11 protein-coding genes and 2 pseudogenes are annotated in these 16576 nt (G+C 43.2%); 3 read left to right on the plus strand and 10 right to left on the minus strand.

Annotated features, from left to right (window positions below; genetic code table 11):
* Positions 1 to 24: 24 nt before the first annotated feature.
* The 4 genes from LC605_RS05230 to uvrA all read right to left on the minus strand — a co-directional run bounded on the left by LC605_RS05230 (position 25) and on the right by uvrA (position 6937).
* The gene (locus LC605_RS05230; RefSeq protein WP_229546512.1) at positions 25 to 693 is read right to left on the minus strand and encodes a Uma2 family endonuclease; all 669 of its coding nucleotides are present in this window, start codon (positions 691 to 693) and stop codon (positions 25 to 27) included.
* 1036 nt (positions 694 to 1729) lie between these two features.
* Positions 1730 to 2776 carry a DUF1611 domain-containing protein gene (locus LC605_RS05235; protein WP_229546513.1) on the minus strand — a complete coding sequence of 349 codons (1047 nt, stop codon included), beginning with the start codon at positions 2774 to 2776 and terminating at the stop codon, positions 1730 to 1732.
* Complete coding sequence (locus tag LC605_RS05240; protein WP_229546514.1) at positions 2760 to 3812, minus strand: dipeptide epimerase; 1053 nt, start codon at positions 3810 to 3812, stop codon at positions 2760 to 2762. The genes LC605_RS05235 and LC605_RS05240 overlap by 17 nt, the downstream gene beginning before the upstream one ends.
* 191 nt (positions 3813 to 4003) lie before the next feature.
* On the minus strand, positions 4004 to 6937 hold the full coding sequence (gene uvrA / locus LC605_RS05245) for an excinuclease ABC subunit UvrA (RefSeq protein ID WP_229546515.1): 2934 nt from the start codon (positions 6935 to 6937) through the stop codon (positions 4004 to 4006).
* A gap of 339 nt (positions 6938 to 7276) precedes the next feature.
* Here uvrA and LC605_RS05250 point away from each other — a divergent pair, with 339 nt between their 5' ends.
* Positions 7277 to 8044, plus strand: coding sequence for a Uma2 family endonuclease (locus LC605_RS05250; protein ID WP_229546516.1), 768 nt, complete (start codon positions 7277 to 7279; stop codon positions 8042 to 8044).
* Positions 8045 to 8324: 280 nt separating this feature from the next.
* Here the strand turns inward: LC605_RS05250 and LC605_RS05255 are convergent, their stop codons facing one another.
* The 3 genes from LC605_RS05255 to LC605_RS05265 form a co-directional block, all read right to left on the minus strand.
* A complete protein-coding gene (locus LC605_RS05255) occupies positions 8325 to 8951 on the minus strand; it encodes a type I restriction enzyme HsdR N-terminal domain-containing protein (RefSeq protein ID WP_229546517.1) in 627 nt (208 codons plus the stop codon).
* 267 nt (positions 8952 to 9218) lie between these two features.
* Positions 9219 to 10262, minus strand: coding sequence for a serine/threonine-protein kinase (locus LC605_RS05260; RefSeq protein ID WP_229546518.1), 1044 nt, complete (start codon positions 10260 to 10262; stop codon positions 9219 to 9221).
* Positions 10263 to 10682: 420 nt separating this feature from the next.
* The gene (locus LC605_RS05265) at positions 10683 to 11585 is read right to left on the minus strand and encodes an alpha/beta fold hydrolase (RefSeq protein WP_229546519.1); all 903 of its coding nucleotides are present in this window, start codon (positions 11583 to 11585) and stop codon (positions 10683 to 10685) included.
* A 1381-nt stretch (positions 11586 to 12966) separates the two neighbouring features.
* On the opposite strand from LC605_RS05265, the gene LC605_RS05270 reads away from it, so the two are divergent.
* Positions 12967 to 14322, plus strand: coding sequence for an AAA-like domain-containing protein (locus LC605_RS05270; protein ID WP_229546520.1), 1356 nt, complete (start codon positions 12967 to 12969; stop codon positions 14320 to 14322).
* A 254-nt stretch (positions 14323 to 14576) separates the two neighbouring features.
* On the opposite strand, the gene LC605_RS05275 is transcribed toward LC605_RS05270, so the two are convergent.
* Positions 14577 to 15305, minus strand: a complete 729-nt coding sequence (locus tag LC605_RS05275) for an SIMPL domain-containing protein (protein WP_229546521.1) — start codon at positions 15303 to 15305, stop codon at positions 14577 to 14579.
* A 194-nt stretch (positions 15306 to 15499) separates the two neighbouring features.
* On the opposite strand from LC605_RS05275, the gene LC605_RS05280 reads away from it, so the two are divergent.
* Positions 15500 to 15679: a hypothetical protein gene (locus tag LC605_RS05280; protein WP_229546522.1), complete on the plus strand. Its 180-nt coding sequence runs from the start codon at positions 15500 to 15502 to the stop codon at positions 15677 to 15679.
* On the opposite strand, the pseudogene LC605_RS05285 reads toward LC605_RS05280, so the two are convergent.
* A pseudogene (locus tag LC605_RS05285) lies at positions 15674 to 15850 on the minus strand (transposase family protein); the annotation flags it as partial. The gene LC605_RS05280 and the pseudogene LC605_RS05285 sit on opposite strands and share 6 nt — an antisense overlap.
* A pseudogene (locus LC605_RS05290) lies at positions 15831 to 16576 on the minus strand (chromosome partitioning protein ParB); the annotation flags it as partial. The pseudogenes LC605_RS05285 and LC605_RS05290, both read right to left, overlap by 20 nt.

Raw genomic sequence — 16576 nt, forward strand, 5'->3', positions numbered from 1 at the left:
GGCACAAGCAAGATAGTGCAGAGGTTAAATAGTATCTGGGTCTATATTTAATTCTCGCAGTTTGGCTGCCAAGCGATCGCTGCGTTGCTTCTGGTGTTGTGCCACTTCTTCCGGTGTCGGAACCAGTTCTCCATCAGGAGTGTAAAAGCGTAACTTTTCTTGATCAATCCCTAAATATAAACTTAGCTGTTGACTCCATAACCAACCTTGGGGATTTTGTTCTAGTGGTTGATATTCACCATCCACCAAATGGAATCCTGAAAATTCTAACCTTTCTGGGTCAAACCAGAAGTAATCTGGTGTGCGAAATATATCTTGGTAAATTTGTTTTTTTAAGCCTTTATCAGTGTCGCTTGTGCTATCAGAGATGATTTCTATAATTACATTGGGATATTTGCCATCTTCTTCCCAGACAACCCAACTTTTACGGGGTTTGCGTTCAGTCCCCAGTACGACAAAAAAATCTGGCCCCCGAAAATTTTCTGATTTGCGCTGGCGTGGACTGTAGTAGATGGTGAGATTACCCGATGCATAAAAGTCTTGGCGATTTTGCCACAACCACTCCAAGCATTGGATGAGCAGTGTCATTTGCAACCGATGCAAGTCAGTTTCCAAGGGCGGTTCGTCACTATATAAATCCCTTGGGGGAAATATAACATCTTTTGGGGTTTCTAAATCTTGGGCGACAGACATGGCAGCAAGTGTCTCAGTGCTTTGACACTCTCCGACCTAAAGGTACGGAGATTCTTAAGAGATTACGCTCTTAATATCCTGATTTCTCAGGTTCCCAGGCTGACCACCTTTGCCCTATAGGGCGTAGTCATATCTCCTCAAGAGTTTTTTGGGCATAGACTTTCCCCCAGTCCGGGGGTAGGTTTTTAAATCTTGTACTGATTGGAGTATTTTACCATGTTCATCAACAAAATTGACTTAAGCCTAAAGGCTTGTGACTTGCTTTCATCCCGTGCCTGTTCGCGCAGCGTCTCCCCTTGGGAGAAGTACGAAGTTCGGACACTTGCGTGTCCTGCTTCTCACGGGTTTTCAGCATTTCCCTTATAAGTTTAGCGTAGCAGTCAGGGTTAAAGCGGCAACTTTGTGGAAATGTGTGTTGATCATCTTTTTAGCTCTTGAGAGTTGAACTTTGGTTTATGTAAAACTATAGGAATCCGGTTTGATTTTTGAACAACATTAAGTATTTGTAGGGTGCGTTAGCGACAGCGTAACGCACCATTCTTAAGGATTCGGTGCGTTACGCGAAACGCTAACGCACCCTACGTATCTGTTCAGAAATCAAATAGTAGTCCTATAGTTGCGCCATCGACTCACCAGTTTTTTGAACTCAGACGACGCTATTTATATCCCAATACCGTTCAGTTAAGGATTTTTGGTATTGATTTTAGGTATGTAGAGACGTTGCATTGCAACGTCTCTACAAAGGATTTGGGGCTTAACTGAACTGTATTGATTTATATATATCCCACATTCCGCACTTCAAGCTGTAATATACTAATACTTCAAAAAACTTTACACAAAAAATTATTTAATTAAGTATTAACACTTATCTTTTCTCGGCTTTTAGCGTAGGCGTAGCCCGCACTTCGACAAGCTCAGTGACCATCGTAGACATCGCTATTCAACTACAATTAGCCCCAAAAATGTAATACTGCTATACTACAAAACGAAGTGCGGAACGTGGGTTTTACGTCATGTGGAAAAGCTAACGATTGACCTAACCCCTCGTCACTGCATCCAAAAGCACATTGGCATCAAAGCGAACTACATCGGTGCAAGGTAGCCCAGTTTCTGCTGTTGTTTGAGCGATGCTTTCCTGGGCCGCAGACTCATCTAGATGGGCTGTGTTCAGCGCTATACCCACTACAGAAACACTTCCAAAAGCACCACCAGCGCTAGCAACAGTTTCATAAAGCCGAATCACCTCTGGTAAAGGTGGAATTAGTACATGGGGATGATTACGTACATGAACTTGTCCGGCGCGATGTACTAACACTAGTTGGGTTGGTTGAGAACCACGGATTAGGGGTAGGGTTGCTGTTGAACCAGGGTGTAGCAATGAACCTTGTCCTTCAATGTGTAAGATGTCGTAGTTATTGCCATAGCGCATAACCATCTGTTCCACAGCACCGGCGGCAAAGTCTACCCGCACGGCGTCTAAAGGTATGCCGTCCCCTTCTAACATCACCCCAGTTTGCCCTGTGGCGAGGAATTTAGAACGCCAGCCCCGCAGTTTTGATGCCGAATTTAACTCTAGGCTAGTTGACATTTTACCGATCGCCATGTCGGTTCCCACTGTCAACACCCGCCGACAGGGAAGGGTGCGTGCCATTCCACTCGCAACACTTATATTAGGCGGCTCTTTGCGCACATCCCAAATTAGTTGCCCTGGTTTTAACAGTGCATTTAACTCTGGGATGTTCGCCATTGGTGTATGTAAACCGTTCACCAAAGACATTCCAGCTTGTAGAGCGTCTTTGATTTCCAGCCAGTAATCATCTGGTACAGCGCCACCTCCTGGAGCAATGCCTATTACCAAAACTTCTGGCTTGTACTCTAGGGCTGCGGCTACAGATGCCACAATCGGCACATCACGCTTGATATTTGTTAATTCTGGTAAGGATTTGCCAGCACACTCGCGATCGATTACGGCTACAATTGGGGCTTGACTATAACGTAAAATAGATAACCCCGTTTTGCCCTGAGTTCCAGTAGTTCCCTGATGTAGCAAGATAGCTACTCGTTGATTAAGCGGTAGACGCACTGTGTTCTACCCCCAAACCTGGTAAATCCTTTGGCAAAACTCTCCCTTCTTTTAGGAATGCACCCGTGAAGGGGTCATCAATTAAGTTAAGGTGACTGTCTAAATCTAAATAATCAGCTAGTGGCGCTAGCTGTGCTGCTGCTGTATTAGCTAGGGAACTATCAGAATAGCAACCGAACATTACTTGTAACCCATAGGCTTGCGCCGTATGTACCATTCGCATTGCTTCTGTTAGTCCCCCTGATTTCATCACTTTGATATTAATGCCATCGACATAGTTTGCCAAATCGGGAATATCGGCGCTGGTGAAACAACTTTCATCGACAAAGATGGGTAGGGGAGAGTGTTGTTTGAGTTTTGCTAAACTTGGTTCCTGTCCCCGTGGCAATGGCTGTTCTACATACTTTATACCTAAATCAGCCAGCCAATTGCACATAGCGATCGCATCTTCTAAACTCCAACCTCCGTTGGCATCGACGAAAAATTCTGATAATGGTGCTGTTTCTCGCACTGCTAAGAGCATTTTTTTATCTGCATCTATGCCATCTGGACTACCTAGCTTCACCTTGAAAAGGCGGACATCAGTAAATTGTAACCAGTCTTGCGCTCTGGCGATCGCACCTTCAGGCGAATTAATCCCAATTGTGACAGAAGTCGGCACTATTTGATTGCGATCGAGTCCCCAAATTTGCCATAAGGGTAATCCTACACGTTTACCCAACCAATCGTGCATTGCCATATCCAAGGCTGCTCTTGCAGCAGAAGGAACCTGGTTTTGTATTAAAACTTGCTCAATTTGCTGCCGTTCTAAGGGGCTGAATGCTTGCAACAGTGGCACGACTTGCTGTAAAGCATCTTTGATTGTATCAGTTGATTGCCGATGATTACCCACACCGAATGGTGATGCTTCTCCCCAGCCTTCGATGCCATCGGATGAAATCTTCACCCATACATTCGTTGTCTGTGCCGTTGTGCCCCGACTAATAGTCAACGGAAATCTCTTATTGACTGTAAATAAATTTACACTTATTTGCATATTTTTATGCATATTATGTTACGCAAAAGCCAGTAGGGTGTGTTAGCGATAGCGTAACGCACCACAAGCCTGGAATGGTGCGTTACGCTCTGCTAACGCACCCTACTTAATTTTGTTCATAAATCAAATCGGACTGTTATATTATGTTACGCGAAAGCCAGTGTAAACTAATGCACCCTACTTTGAAAAGACTAAGATTTCACCGCCGGATACTGTTTCAACACCTGCTGTAAATATTTCCCAGTATAAGACCTGGGATTTTTTGCAACTTCCTCTGGTGTCCCCACAGCAATCAATTCTCCGCCTTTGTCGCCACCTTCTGGCCCCAAATCTATCACCCAATCAGAACAACGAATTACATCTAAGTTGTGTTCAATTACTAAAATTGAATTGCCTTTATCTACCAATCGTTGCAACACATCTAACAATTTATGGACATCATAAAAAGATAACCCTGTTGTGGGTTCATCTATTAAATAAAGCGTCTTACCTGTGGCGCGTCGAGATAGTTCTGTTGCCAATTTTACCCGTTGCGCCTCACCACCAGATAAGGTAGTCGCAGGTTGTCCTAATTGGACATAACCCAACCCGACATCAAATAAAGTTTGCAAACGTGCGATCGCTTTGGGAATATTTTGGAAAAAGTCCAAACTTTCCTCAACTGTCATTCTCAAAACATCAGAAATTGACTTATCTTTGTACTTCACCTGTAAAGTTTCACGGTTGTATCTTGCACCTTTACAAACTTCGCATTGCACGTAAACATCGGGGAGAAAGTTCATTTCAATAACATTCACACCCTGTCCGCTACAAGCTTCGCAACGTCCACCTTTAACGTTGAAAGAAAATTGTCCGGGTTTGTAACCCCTAGCTTTGGCTTCGACTGTTTGGGAAAATACATCCCGAATGGCATCGAAAATTCCTGTGTAAGTTGCTGGATTAGAACGTGGTGTACGTCCAATGGGAGATTGATCGATAACGATCGCTTTATCAATCGCATTTAATCCCTGAATTTTATCCAAATGTCTGGGTAAGGGAACTTTCTTAGTTAAATGGTGTTGCAGAGATGGATACAGTAATTCATTAATCAGGGTAGATTTGCCAGAACCAGATACACCAGTGATGGAGACGAGTTTACCTAGTGGAATTTCTACATCTATATTTTGTAAATTGTTGCGATGGGCATTTTTAATTCCCAAACTGCGCCCATTTCCTTCTCGGCGTTTTGCTGGTGTGGTAATTACTCGCCTTCCTGATAAATAAGCACCCGTCAAGGAATCTTCCGCCGCTAATAACGCCTGAAAATCACCTTGGGCGACAATATTTCCGCCGTGAATTCCTGCACCAGGGCCAATATCAACTATGTAGTTAGCTGCACGAATTGTTTCTTCATCATGCTCAACGACAATTAATGTATTACCCAAATCACGCAATTTTGTTAAAGTTTTGAGCAACCTGCTATTATCTCGTTGATGCAAACCAATACTCGGTTCATCTAAAACGTACAGAACTCCTGTTAAACCAGAACCAATTTGCGTTGCTAGGCGAATTCGTTGGGCTTCGCCACCAGAAAGGGTCATGGCGGGACGGTCAAGGGTGAGATAATCTAAACCAACATCTAACAAAAATTGTAATCTAGCTTTGATTTCTCTCAGGACTAAATCAGCAATTTGTAACTGGCGATCGCTCAACTCGAATTGCTCAATTCTCTCCCGACAATCCCGAATTGATACAGTAGTCAGATCCAAAATTCCATATTGTCCCAACTTCACCGCCAACGCTTCCGGTTTTAACCGTTTTCCTCCACAAACTTCACACGGCTGATCAATTAAATACTGCTCTAATTTTTGCTTAACTAATTCCGAACCACCCTCATATTGCCGTTGTAAAATTGGAATAGCACCCTTAAAACTCTGCTTCCTCTGTGCCTCTGCGGTTCGTTCATCTTTCTCGCCGTACAAAATAATTTGTTGCTGTTCTTCTGTTAGCTTGCTCCAATTTGTCTGTAACTCAAACCCATACATTTGTCCGACACTATAAAGTAATTCCAAATAATAAGAATTATCTTTTTCTGACCAAGGGGCGATCGCAGCATAAACTGGCGCTTCCCAGTCAGGTACGATCAAGTCTGGTGCAAATCTCCTTAAAGTCCCGATTCCATGACAGTGCGGACAAGCACCATAAGGCGAGTTAAACGAGAACAATCGCGGCGATAACTCCTCCATTACCGCGCCATGTTCTGGACAGGCAAAGTTTTCCGAAAATACTAATTCTTGTTCTTTGTCATTTGTCATTAGTCCTTTGTCATTTGTTGTTTGGTCTTGGTTATCACTAATGACAAATGACGAATGACTAATGACAATACTGGCAATCCCACCCGATTGCTTGAGACAGGTGGACAGGGAATCAACCAAACGCTCTTGAATATCAGCTTTTTTCACCAAGCGGTCAATTACCACTTCGATGGTGTGAGTAAAATTTTTATCCAATTCAATGGAATCTGACAGTTCGCGGGTCTCACCATTGATCCGCACGCGCACAAAACCTTGGGATGCCAGACTTGACAAAAGCTTACGATGTGTGCCTTTTTTCCCCCGGACAACGGGTGCTAGGATTTGAAAGCGGGTGCGATCTGGTAATTCCATGATGCGATCGCACATCTCATCGATTGTCTGGGGGGCAATACAGCGATCGCATATCGGACAATGGGGTTCACCAGCCCGACCAAACAACAGCCGTAAATAGTCGTAAATCTCCGTCACCGTCCCTACAGTGGAACGGGGGTTATGAGACGTTGATTTTTGGTCAATAGAAATTGCTGGACTTAAGCCTTCAATGGCTTCCACATCCGGCTTATCCAACTGTCCAAGAAATTGCCGTGCGTAGGCGCTGAGGGATTCCACATAGCGACGTTGCCCTTCAGCGAAAATGGTATCAAAGGCTAGAGAAGACTTACCAGAGCCAGAAACGCCAGTGAAGACGATTAGGCGATCGCGTGGTAACTCCAAGTCAATATTCTTCAGATTATGCTGCCTAGCACCCCGAATCCGAATGGTATTCTGGCTGTTGTGGCTGGGGTGGGGGAGGTGTCCATTCAAGGATGCTGCTAGCTGTTGGTCTGACATATTGGGCGGCGAAGAAGGAGTTTCTTATGAAACAGTCCTTAATAATACTATCTTTAATCGGTTTATTGTAGAACAATAGTACTGTTATGGTTACTTCTTCTTCCAGATTCATGCCGCAGACATACTTAAGCTGACAATTCAGGTCATCTGGAAAACCTCTCTTCTATTTCTCTCTTCCTTTAAGGAGAGAGACTTTGAATTTTCCCCCTTCCCGCGTCGGGTTAGGGGTTAGGGGGTTAGGTTAATCGTTAGCTTTTCCACATAACGTAAAAAATCAGATACTTAAGACTCTGCTAATTTGGAAGCATCCCCATTAAATATCCTTCTGAGGGCGAAGCTATGGTATTGCAAATCCAACCGCCGACCCAGCCAGAGGTCATCTACCCAGATAGTGACGGGCAACCAGTGGCAAATAATACTATACAGTTTGGCTGGATTGTAGAAATTAAACAGAATATCGAGTGGCTCTTTGCCGACAATCCAAATGTATTTGTCGCCGGGGATTTGTTTTGGTATCCGGTAGAGGGACGCAACAAAATTGTTAATGCCCCAGATGTGCTGGTGGTATTGGGTAGACCAAAAGGCGATCGCCTCTGCTACCAACAATGGAAGGAAGAGGGAATTGCACCACAAGTGGTGTTTGAAATTCTTTCTCCCAGTAACACTCAAACTGAAATGGATAAGAAATTACTTTTTTATGACCGCTATGGCGTGGAAGAGTACTACATTTACGATCCCGATCGCAATAATTTGCGTGGATGGTTGCGTAGTGAAGATGGGTTAGATGTCATCCCCCAAATGGCAGATTGGGTTAGTCCTCTGTTAAAAATTCGCTTTGTTCCATCACCAGAGGGTTTACAGCTTTATCGCCCTGATGGAGAACGGTTTTTAACTTATACAGAAATTTCTCGTAACGCCGAACAAGAACGACAACGGGCTGAACAAGAACGCCAACGCGCGGAACAAGAACGCCAACGCGCGGAACTTGCAGAACAAGCCAGAAGAGATGCCATACCCCGATTATTGCAAATGAATTTGAGCATCGAACAGATTGCCCAAGCTTTGGCATTGTCCGTGGAAGAAGTGCGAACCCTTGTTCAGGAGTAACGCTGTGTGCAATTTTTACTCAAACCTAACCTCCCAGCCCCAATCAACCCAACCTACACATTTTTATTTTTAGTCTTAACCGAACCGTATTGAGGGAAAGAGGGTTTCCTGGTTTTTGCACAGATGGGAGAATTATAACTCAATACGCTTGGGTTAAGGCTAAAATCCTTTGTCAAAGTCAATTTTTTTGACGAACCACAGAGGCGCAGAGGACACTGAGAGAAGAAAGAAATGTTTAACTGAACCCTATTGAATTATAACTAATTAGGCGAACATGATGTTACGAATTACGAATTAAATGAGCTAGGTGTTTTAACACTTTCAGGACAATATATATATCATCACGACTATCTAAAGCAAACAAATCAGATAGAGCGTATTGTGGAGTTTCAGTTTTTAGTAGTTTGATAAATCTAAATTCATTACCATTGGTGACAAACCCAAAAACAGGTTTTGCCGAAGTTGCATCTGCCAACATATAAGCCAATGCTTGTGGAATTGCTGGCACTAACGAGTAATCTGCTCGTTTTGCCTCAATAACCAGAACCCAAAGTGGAGGATGGAACACCAAGATGTCAATACGTCCTCTGATAATCGTCCCTTCGTCTTCAGAAGAAATTCTGACCTCTTGTTCCGACGCGATGTAGAAAGGCGGTTGATAAAAACCTGCTAGACGCAATAGTGGAGATAGCACCACCATTTTGACTACAGGTTCCAAAATAGGATATTTCGATAGATGCAAATATTCTACCTTGACTTCGTTGAGAGATTGCTTTTCTAAATCACTCAACTCAGGTAAATCTTGCTGGCACTCTGAAAAAAATTGTTCGTCGTCTGGAAGTTGTAGACCAAATTCGTCAATAAGTTGGGCTAGGGTGATATTTTTTCCTTGAATAAGTTGAACCATAAGTTAAATCTTTTTGTTAAATGTGGTAATTGCAGATCAAAGTCCTATTGCACTCCTAATGTACTTTCTTAATTTTTAATTTCCAAGTGATGCCTGCGGCGGGCAAGTGTATTGGGATAAAGGTTTGAGGTCGAAATTTTGGCAATTAATTTTGTCTTCAGCTAATGAGCATTGAAGTTGCATAATACCAGGGCTGAAGCCCTGACTACAAGTGAATCAGTCTGGGAAAATGAATGATGATTAGCTTACTACTTAATGTCCGGTTTTTTATTGACAACTAGAGCCTAAATCCAAGCTTTGACATTCTGTAGCTTCCAGCAATTGCCTAACTGCATCACCAGGCTGACAACTCGTCAAAGTTCCTGCAACCACAACCAGTGTAACAACAGTGATGAGTCCCAGCAGTGTAGATCGTTTTCTAGGTTTGATTGTACTGACTAAAGTATCTATCCTAGTGGCACTATCAACAACCTCAATTGGCTCAAGTGCTTTTAACGCAGCAGATGCATTGGCATGGCGACGTTTTCGATTTGGTTCTACCATTTTCATTAACCACGACCGAAAACGCGGAGTGATTTGAGGAACTAATTTTTGGAAATTAAAGCGATAGTTATCATCAATTAATTTCCCAATCTCGATAGAACGAGTATTAGTAAGTAAGCAAATCAATGTTGCTCCTAAACTATATAAATCTGATGCCTCACTCAGGCAATGACCAAACTGTTCCTCTGGTGGCATAAAGCCTGGGGTTCCTGCTACAAAGCTGCTAAAAACTATTTTTTTACCCTGTATCTGAGCTAAACCAAAATCCACCAAGTAAGCATTGAGTTCTTCATCAACCAAAATATTCTCTGGCTTAATATCCCGATGAATAATTGGGGAAACTTGCTTTTGCAAATAAACCAAAATTTCTAAGATTGACAGAGCAATTTGCTTAATTTCTTCAGGATGAAAGCTGCGTTTTAATCCCAAAGATGGGGCTTTTTTATATTCCTGCACCAGACAAAAAACCCCTGGCATTTGAAAGGAATCGACATAGCGAGGAATGCGGGGATGATTCAGCTGTTGCAAAATTTCCATTTCGCGCTGATATGCTTTCACTCCTGATAAATCAGCACTTGTACGAGCAAAACAAAACTCTTTAATCACCACCTGTTGATTAGAGTTGAGGACATTAGCTAGATAAGTAATGCGTCCTCCTTCTCTGTTGCGTCCTAGTTCGCTGATGACTTCATAGCCTTGTTCGCAAAAATCTCGATGATGACTTGAGAGAATTACCCTTTTATTTCCATTACGTACATCAAGCTCCATTACGCGTACCACACGAATTTGATTTTGTCAAGGTGCATTGAAGAAAAGAGACAAGGGCAGGAAAGGCAGATGAGGATTCAGACCTCACTTGAAACACGAGCAACCATTGTTTAACCCTCAACCGACTCTTGGGAATGGTGACGTTGTACTTCCGTCGCTCCGACTTCTTGCGCTCGTGCCCACTTGTGAGTTAGGAGTTACAAGTTAAGTAAGTGGGCGTGAATAATTAAAGGTTCATATTAAGCGGTTTTAGCTCGGTTTTAAGGACTAGAGCCGCTTAGTATGAGCTGATTTTATTAAGTTTACATCCCCTAGGATAGTTTAGTTTATTCTTGCCTACTTATTTATGAGGTAGTTATGAGGAAAACTTCTAATCACTCTTCACTTCTAACTCCTTACTCCTCACTTTTAGGTTCTGACTCAAGAATGTTCATGTTGGGCTAGCCAATGGACAATCTGGGCATTAACAACATCTGGAACCTCATCGTGGGGACAATGACCGGCATTAGGAATGGGAACAATTTTGATATCTTTGCCATTGTCACGCGCCTTTTCGTAAATCTTGGCCCCGGTAATTGGTGTCCACGGATCATCAGCACCCCAAATTACTAATAAGGGACGTTCGACTTTGGGCAAAAGTTCCTCTGGACTGGGGCCAGGAGGAGCTGTGAGAATTGAAGCGAAGACTTGTTGCGCTCCTGGGTCACAAGAGGGAGTATAAAGTAAATCGACTAATTCGTCGGTGACGGCTTGGCGATCGCGATAAACTTGGTAGAGAGTACGGCGAATTTGGGCTTTTTGGCGGATACGGTTATAGACAAATTTACCTGTAATTGGCGATCGCACAAACCGATTAAAAGCTGCCATTACTATCCGTAGCGGCGGGTTCAATTCGTGGGGGCGATGACTCAACCCACCCGCAGAGTTAATTAAAATACCGCCAGCAGCAATTTCTGGATGTTCTACCAGTACAATCAAGCTCAAAAGTGCGCCGATGGAGTTGCCAATAAATACAGCCGGTTCGTGTATATGTGCTGTGCAGAAATCTTTCAGCAGTTCTACCCAAACTTCCACGCTGTAATCAATGGGTGCTTTATCGGAACCGCCAAAACCTAAAAGGTCTATGGCAAATACCTGGTAGCCGGCATTAGCTAAAGCTGGAATATTTTTGCGCCAGTGTCCAATGGAAGCACCAAAGCCGTGAACCAGTACCAAAGGGCAACCTGTACCCATGACAGTATACTGAATTTTGTAACCCTGCCAAGTCCAAAAGAATTTTTCAAAAGCGTCTTGGGTTGCAAGCCTCTGTGTAGTTACAGTCATTATGAAGATTAATAAAGTCTTTCTTCAATATAGTAGGAATTCCTTTTGATTACTGAATCACTCGTAGAGAGGGAACTCTTAACGGGGAACCATTGGTGTCAACTTAACGTGAAACGGGCGGTTAGAAACCCCACGCCAGTTGCTTCTCCCTTGGCGCTAGCCTCTCCCTTTGGGAGAAGGGGAGACGCTGCGCGTAGCTTGCTTCCCCGAAGGGGTACAAGTCGGCAGAGCCGCCCAACGCACTGGCTTGTCTACACAAACTCTCACCCACCGACCTGGGTTTCAAAACCTTGATTTGACCTGAGTCCGCGCAGGCGGACGAAAGCCTGTATAGCCGCGAATGACCTTCGCCAAGGCTTACAGCAGTTTTCATATATTTCAACCACACCTGTCGTAACCCGCATTTCTCACAAGCCATGCGGTCACATTCAACATAGGCTTTATCCAGACTATGTTTCAGCCGTTTTAGTAGGCAAAGATTTGCGATCGCATGAAACGTAAAAACCTAGTTTTTATAAGGCTTTGAGAAATGTTGTGAGAAATCCGGGGTAAGGGTACAGCATTGCTGTGTCTCTACCGCGTGGTCTATTTACCTGAAAATAGCTGTAAGTTAACACGTATGACAGGGAACAGGAGGCTACTACTCTCTTTACCTGAACCAAAGTCCCATCCATAAAGATGAGAAGTCCACAAAACTTCACCAGCTACCATCAGATGAATTATTCACAGAGCAACTAAAGCTCAGAATGGAGGTAATTCAAAACCTTATCGAACCATGCGATCGCTTAAATCAGCCCACAATTAAGCAAAGCCATTTTCTAAGCAACATCAAGCTACCACAGCCAAAAACAGTAAATATAGTAGCTACTAACCAGCCTAGTGTCTGTTGTTGCCATTGATGTATATACTAAAAGATCGAAACTATAGACAGGGAATAAAAACAGCTATTTCCTAAGCATACGTCAGGAACCCCGACCTAAAGGTACGGGGCTTGCAAGAGAAATCAAGCAAGCCGTTCTGACCAGTCTAAGTGTTAATTCACTACGTTTTTTGAGTCACGACACCGGAGAATGCGTAGCTAGTTTTCCGCTCTGTCGCTTGTGATTAAACAAAACCAAGGTCACTGGTTTAGTGTTGCAAGCGTAACAAGCTCTTAAAACATTGACGTTCGCGCAGCGTCTCCCCTTGGGAGAAGCTAACATCACCCCGTAAGGGAGGCACAACAAAGTGCAAAACACTATGTGTACAGGGTTGCAAGATTTGAAATGGTAACTGTCCCATTGAAAGTACAGTACAAAAGTACACCGATTCAAGCAACCCCAAGGCAGTAGTGACAATTGTAAAGCCGTCCTTTATGACGGGGTTTCTACCCATTTTTCTGATGAACTCAAAATCAGCCTTTACCTGGGAAAAAGCTAGACAGGTTGCCGAGGAAATTGTCTTCAACAATCTTGGAGAACATCTTAAAGATATTGAAATAGACGTGCTTCGGGGTTCGTGGGAGGGTCTGACTTATGAAAAGATGGCAGAGCAGTACTATCTGTCTGTAAACTACCTCAGAGGAGATGTGGGGCCTCATCTGTGGCGAAAGCTTTCAGAGGGGTTAGGGGAAGAAGTAACAAAGAGTAATTTTAAAGGAGGGCTGGAGAGAGCCGGCGAAAGGCAGCTGAATACACATATTGACAGCAATGTCAAGCAGCCAAAAGCCCCGTTACCAGAGCTATCGTTTCCAGACGGTTCAGTTCCTCTGGGTTCTCCTTTTTATGTGAAGCGAGATGCCCTAGAGTCTGTTTGTTACGAGACAGTTGTTAAACCCGGTTCCCTAATTCGGATTAAAGCACCGAAGCTGATGGGCAAAACTTCATTAATTACCAGGATTCTGGCTCATGCTGAATCCCAGAATTATCAAACAGTATATTTGGATTTAAGTAGTGTAGAGCGAGCAATTTTAACGAATTTGGACAAGTTCGTGCTTTGGTTGTGTTTTATGGTTAGTCGGAAGTTAAAGTTAGAAAATCGGTTAAAAGATTATTGGGAAACAGAAATTTTAGGTAGCAATGATAACTGCACAGTGTACTTTGAGGAGTATTTATTGCCACAGATAGATTGCCCTTTGGTATTAGGGTTAGATGAAGTGGATCGGATTTTTCCCTATAACCAAGTGGTTGAAGACTTTTTCGGGATGCTGCGAAGCTGGCATGAGAAAGGGAAAATTTCTGAGCAATGGAAACAACTAAGGCTGGTGATGGCACACTCTACCGAAGTTTATATCCCCTTAGATATGAACCAATCTCCTTTTAATGCGGGGCTACCAGTAACATTGTTGGAATTTGACCACAAGCAGGTACTAGATTTGGCTCACCTTCATGGACTAAATTGGAATGATACTCACGTAAAGCAATTAATGAATATAGTCGGAGGACATCCTTATCTACTGCGATTAGCAATGTACGAAGTTTACACTACAAAGACAACGCTAAAGCAGCTATTACAAGATGCCTCTACAGAAGCGGGAATTTACAGCAGCCATCTGCGGTGGTACTTAGAGATGCTACACTCGGAAGAGGCTCAAGGTTTAAAAGAAGCGTTAAAAAAGGTAGTCACTTCACTTGAGCCAGTGGAATTAGATTCAATGCAGATTTATAAGTTGCACAGTATGGGATTAGTCTACCAACAGGATAATCAGGTAATGCCTAGGTGCAATTTGTACCGTGAGTATTTCCGCAGAGTGTTGTAACCCGGATTTCTCGCAAGCAGTAAAAAATCAATAGACATCTCCAGAAATTAATTATGCGTTACCTGAAACCCTTGTAGAGACGTAGCAGTGCTACGTCTCTACATTCGTTTTCGGAGATGTCTAATTTTCTACTTTAGCCAATTTACGAGGGTTCAACGCCTGTAGAAACCTGACAATTCAGGTCATCTGGAAAACCTCACTTCTATTTCTCTCTTCCTTTAAGGAGAGAGACTTTGAATTTTCCCCCTTACCCTTTACTCGAGAGTACCTGCTGGAGTTGGAGAATAAAGAATGTCTAGAGAAACACTAGCTTCTATCGACTGAAGACCACCAATTATAGGGGTTGTAGCATTTGTTGCCATATCTGCTGCTTCAAACACGAAAGGAGATGGGCTAGGATTGCCAGCTGAGTTAATATCAATGTCAATAATCTTTCCGGGGGTTAACTGCAAGGTACTAAAAACAGCCCCAGCTTGCGCTTGGGCGTCTTCAACAGCCTCGCGAAGAACCTGGAGGCGTGCCTGCTGCACTGCTTCGTCTGAGGCAGTGAAGCTGATATTCTGTATTACATTTGCGCCTGCTTCGATAGCTGTGTCAATTGCTGCCCCAGCTCGAGCCGTTGGTAACTTGAATTGAAGTGTGTTAAGCCCTTCAAAGCCAGTTAGGGTTTGAGTATTATCTTTAAAGCTATAGACGGGATTTAGTTGAATAGATGTAGTTTGAAGTTCTTGCGCCCCAAGTTTTTGCAGCACATCAACTACTGCTGTTGAACGTCGAGCAACTTCTTGTTGAACTTCGGTTGCGGTTTTTCCCTCTACTCTAATCCCCAATTGCACCTCAGTTAAAGTAGTGGCAATGGTGACCTCTCCTTGACCAGTAACTTCCAATATCTGAGCAGTGTTTGGATTTGTGCTACCAGTCAGGGGATCGATGCTCACAAGAGTCTGCTCTCTGGCATCTGTGAGATTACCTCTGTTAGCCATCTTATTCTCCTTGCTTAGATGATGTTTGAGATCTGTTGATATTTTAATCTTACCGCGTATAGCTATACACTTTTACGGATAGTGTTTAAAAGTAAATTTGTCTAAGTTATGAGGCTTCTTCAGCATATATATTTGTAGCGATTCTTCACCCAAAGAGAGTCCACGGACTGCAAAGCCAGGGAAGATGTGTTGCAGTGCTACGAGTTCGTGGTAATTGCAATGCAGATATTTCTATCTCCCTTGCCTTCACGGGGAATATTTGTGCAGAAATAGCAGATTTGGTGCTGCTTGACCAGCAATTTCACGGGTTGATTTATGGCATTGCGATCGCTAAAGGAACAATGGAGGTAGTTTATCAAAATATTGATTTATAGTGCTAATTCGTGATTATAAATTCCTGCAATTAAATTTGACCTTAACCCAAAACGTCGGTGACGATTTCGATATCTATCAGACAAAATTTTAAATATTTTTAGACGACGATTAACGTGTTTGACAACAATTCTTGAGCGATTGAGTTCACGATTATATTTTTTCTCTTTTCGCCTCTTGTCCTGTCCACTTTTGCCACCGAGTGATCGCTCGATCAACATTTTCTGTGGCTTTGTCACCAGCAAAGCAGATGCGTCTCATCCTTTCACAGGCAATTAAGACTTCAGCATGTCCCAAAAAAGGTGCAAGCACAAAGTTATCATGTTTTGTATACAAACTGATTAAATAAGCAACAATTCCCTCTACACTCTCAATGCCAACAGGCTTCTCTGGCTTGAGAATGGGATCTTGAGAGTAAATCCCGACATATAATTCACCCAAGACCCACTCAAATCTAAAGGGCATACGATGGCGAGCACAAAAATCTTGGATGTGTCCTTCTCGAGTTAACACAGCAACAACGTGAGCTTCATTAATGAGATAATCATGATTCCACTCCGACGAAAGAGTCGCGATCGCTAAAGCAGCATTGGAAGGAAGCAGGTCAATAAATTTATCCTCAGCCGTATCATCACAGTAAACTAAATGCCTATCAAGTATCCACTCATCTCCTAGCTCTGCTCCTGGTAGAATTGGAGTAGCATTGATTTTTTTTTCAACTTGTGATTTAGCAGATTTTATAGACTGTTTTGCCAGCTTTTGAGCAGTAGAGCTTTGTAATACAATCAATTGCTCTTCCTTGAGCTTAGTTCTAGCCTCTGCTGCTAACTTAGCTTGTGTTTCCATTTCTTCTTGCTTTTGCTGACGCTCGATCCGCATCCGGAGCGGTGCGCCGTTCT

The organism is Nostoc sp. CHAB 5836 (assembly GCF_020829445.1).
Taxonomy (GTDB): Bacteria; Cyanobacteriota; Cyanobacteriia; order Cyanobacteriales; family Nostocaceae; genus Nostoc.

Excerpts from the sequence above, each read along its gene's own strand:
- LC605_RS05230 (WP_229546512.1), bottom strand. The coding sequence starts at position 693 with ATGTCTGTCGCCCAAGATTTAGAAACCCCAAAAGATGTTATATTTCCC.
- LC605_RS05240 (WP_229546514.1), bottom strand. The coding sequence starts at position 3,812 with ATGCAAATAAGTGTAAATTTATTTACAGTCAATAAGAGATTTCCGTTG.
- uvrA (WP_229546515.1), bottom strand. The coding sequence starts at position 6,937 with ATGTCAGACCAACAGCTAGCAGCATCCTTGAATGGACACCTCCCCCAC.
- LC605_RS05250 (WP_229546516.1), top strand. The coding sequence starts at position 7,277 with ATGGTATTGCAAATCCAACCGCCGACCCAGCCAGAGGTCATCTACCCA.
- LC605_RS05255 (WP_229546517.1), bottom strand. The coding sequence starts at position 8,951 with ATGGTTCAACTTATTCAAGGAAAAAATATCACCCTAGCCCAACTTATT.
- LC605_RS05260 (WP_229546518.1), bottom strand. The coding sequence starts at position 10,262 with ATGGAGCTTGATGTACGTAATGGAAATAAAAGGGTAATTCTCTCAAGT.
- LC605_RS05265 (WP_229546519.1), bottom strand. The coding sequence starts at position 11,585 with ATGACTGTAACTACACAGAGGCTTGCAACCCAAGACGCTTTTGAAAAA.
- LC605_RS05270 (WP_229546520.1), top strand. The coding sequence starts at position 12,967 with ATGAACTCAAAATCAGCCTTTACCTGGGAAAAAGCTAGACAGGTTGCC.
- LC605_RS05275 (WP_229546521.1), bottom strand. The coding sequence starts at position 15,305 with ATGGCTAACAGAGGTAATCTCACAGATGCCAGAGAGCAGACTCTTGTG.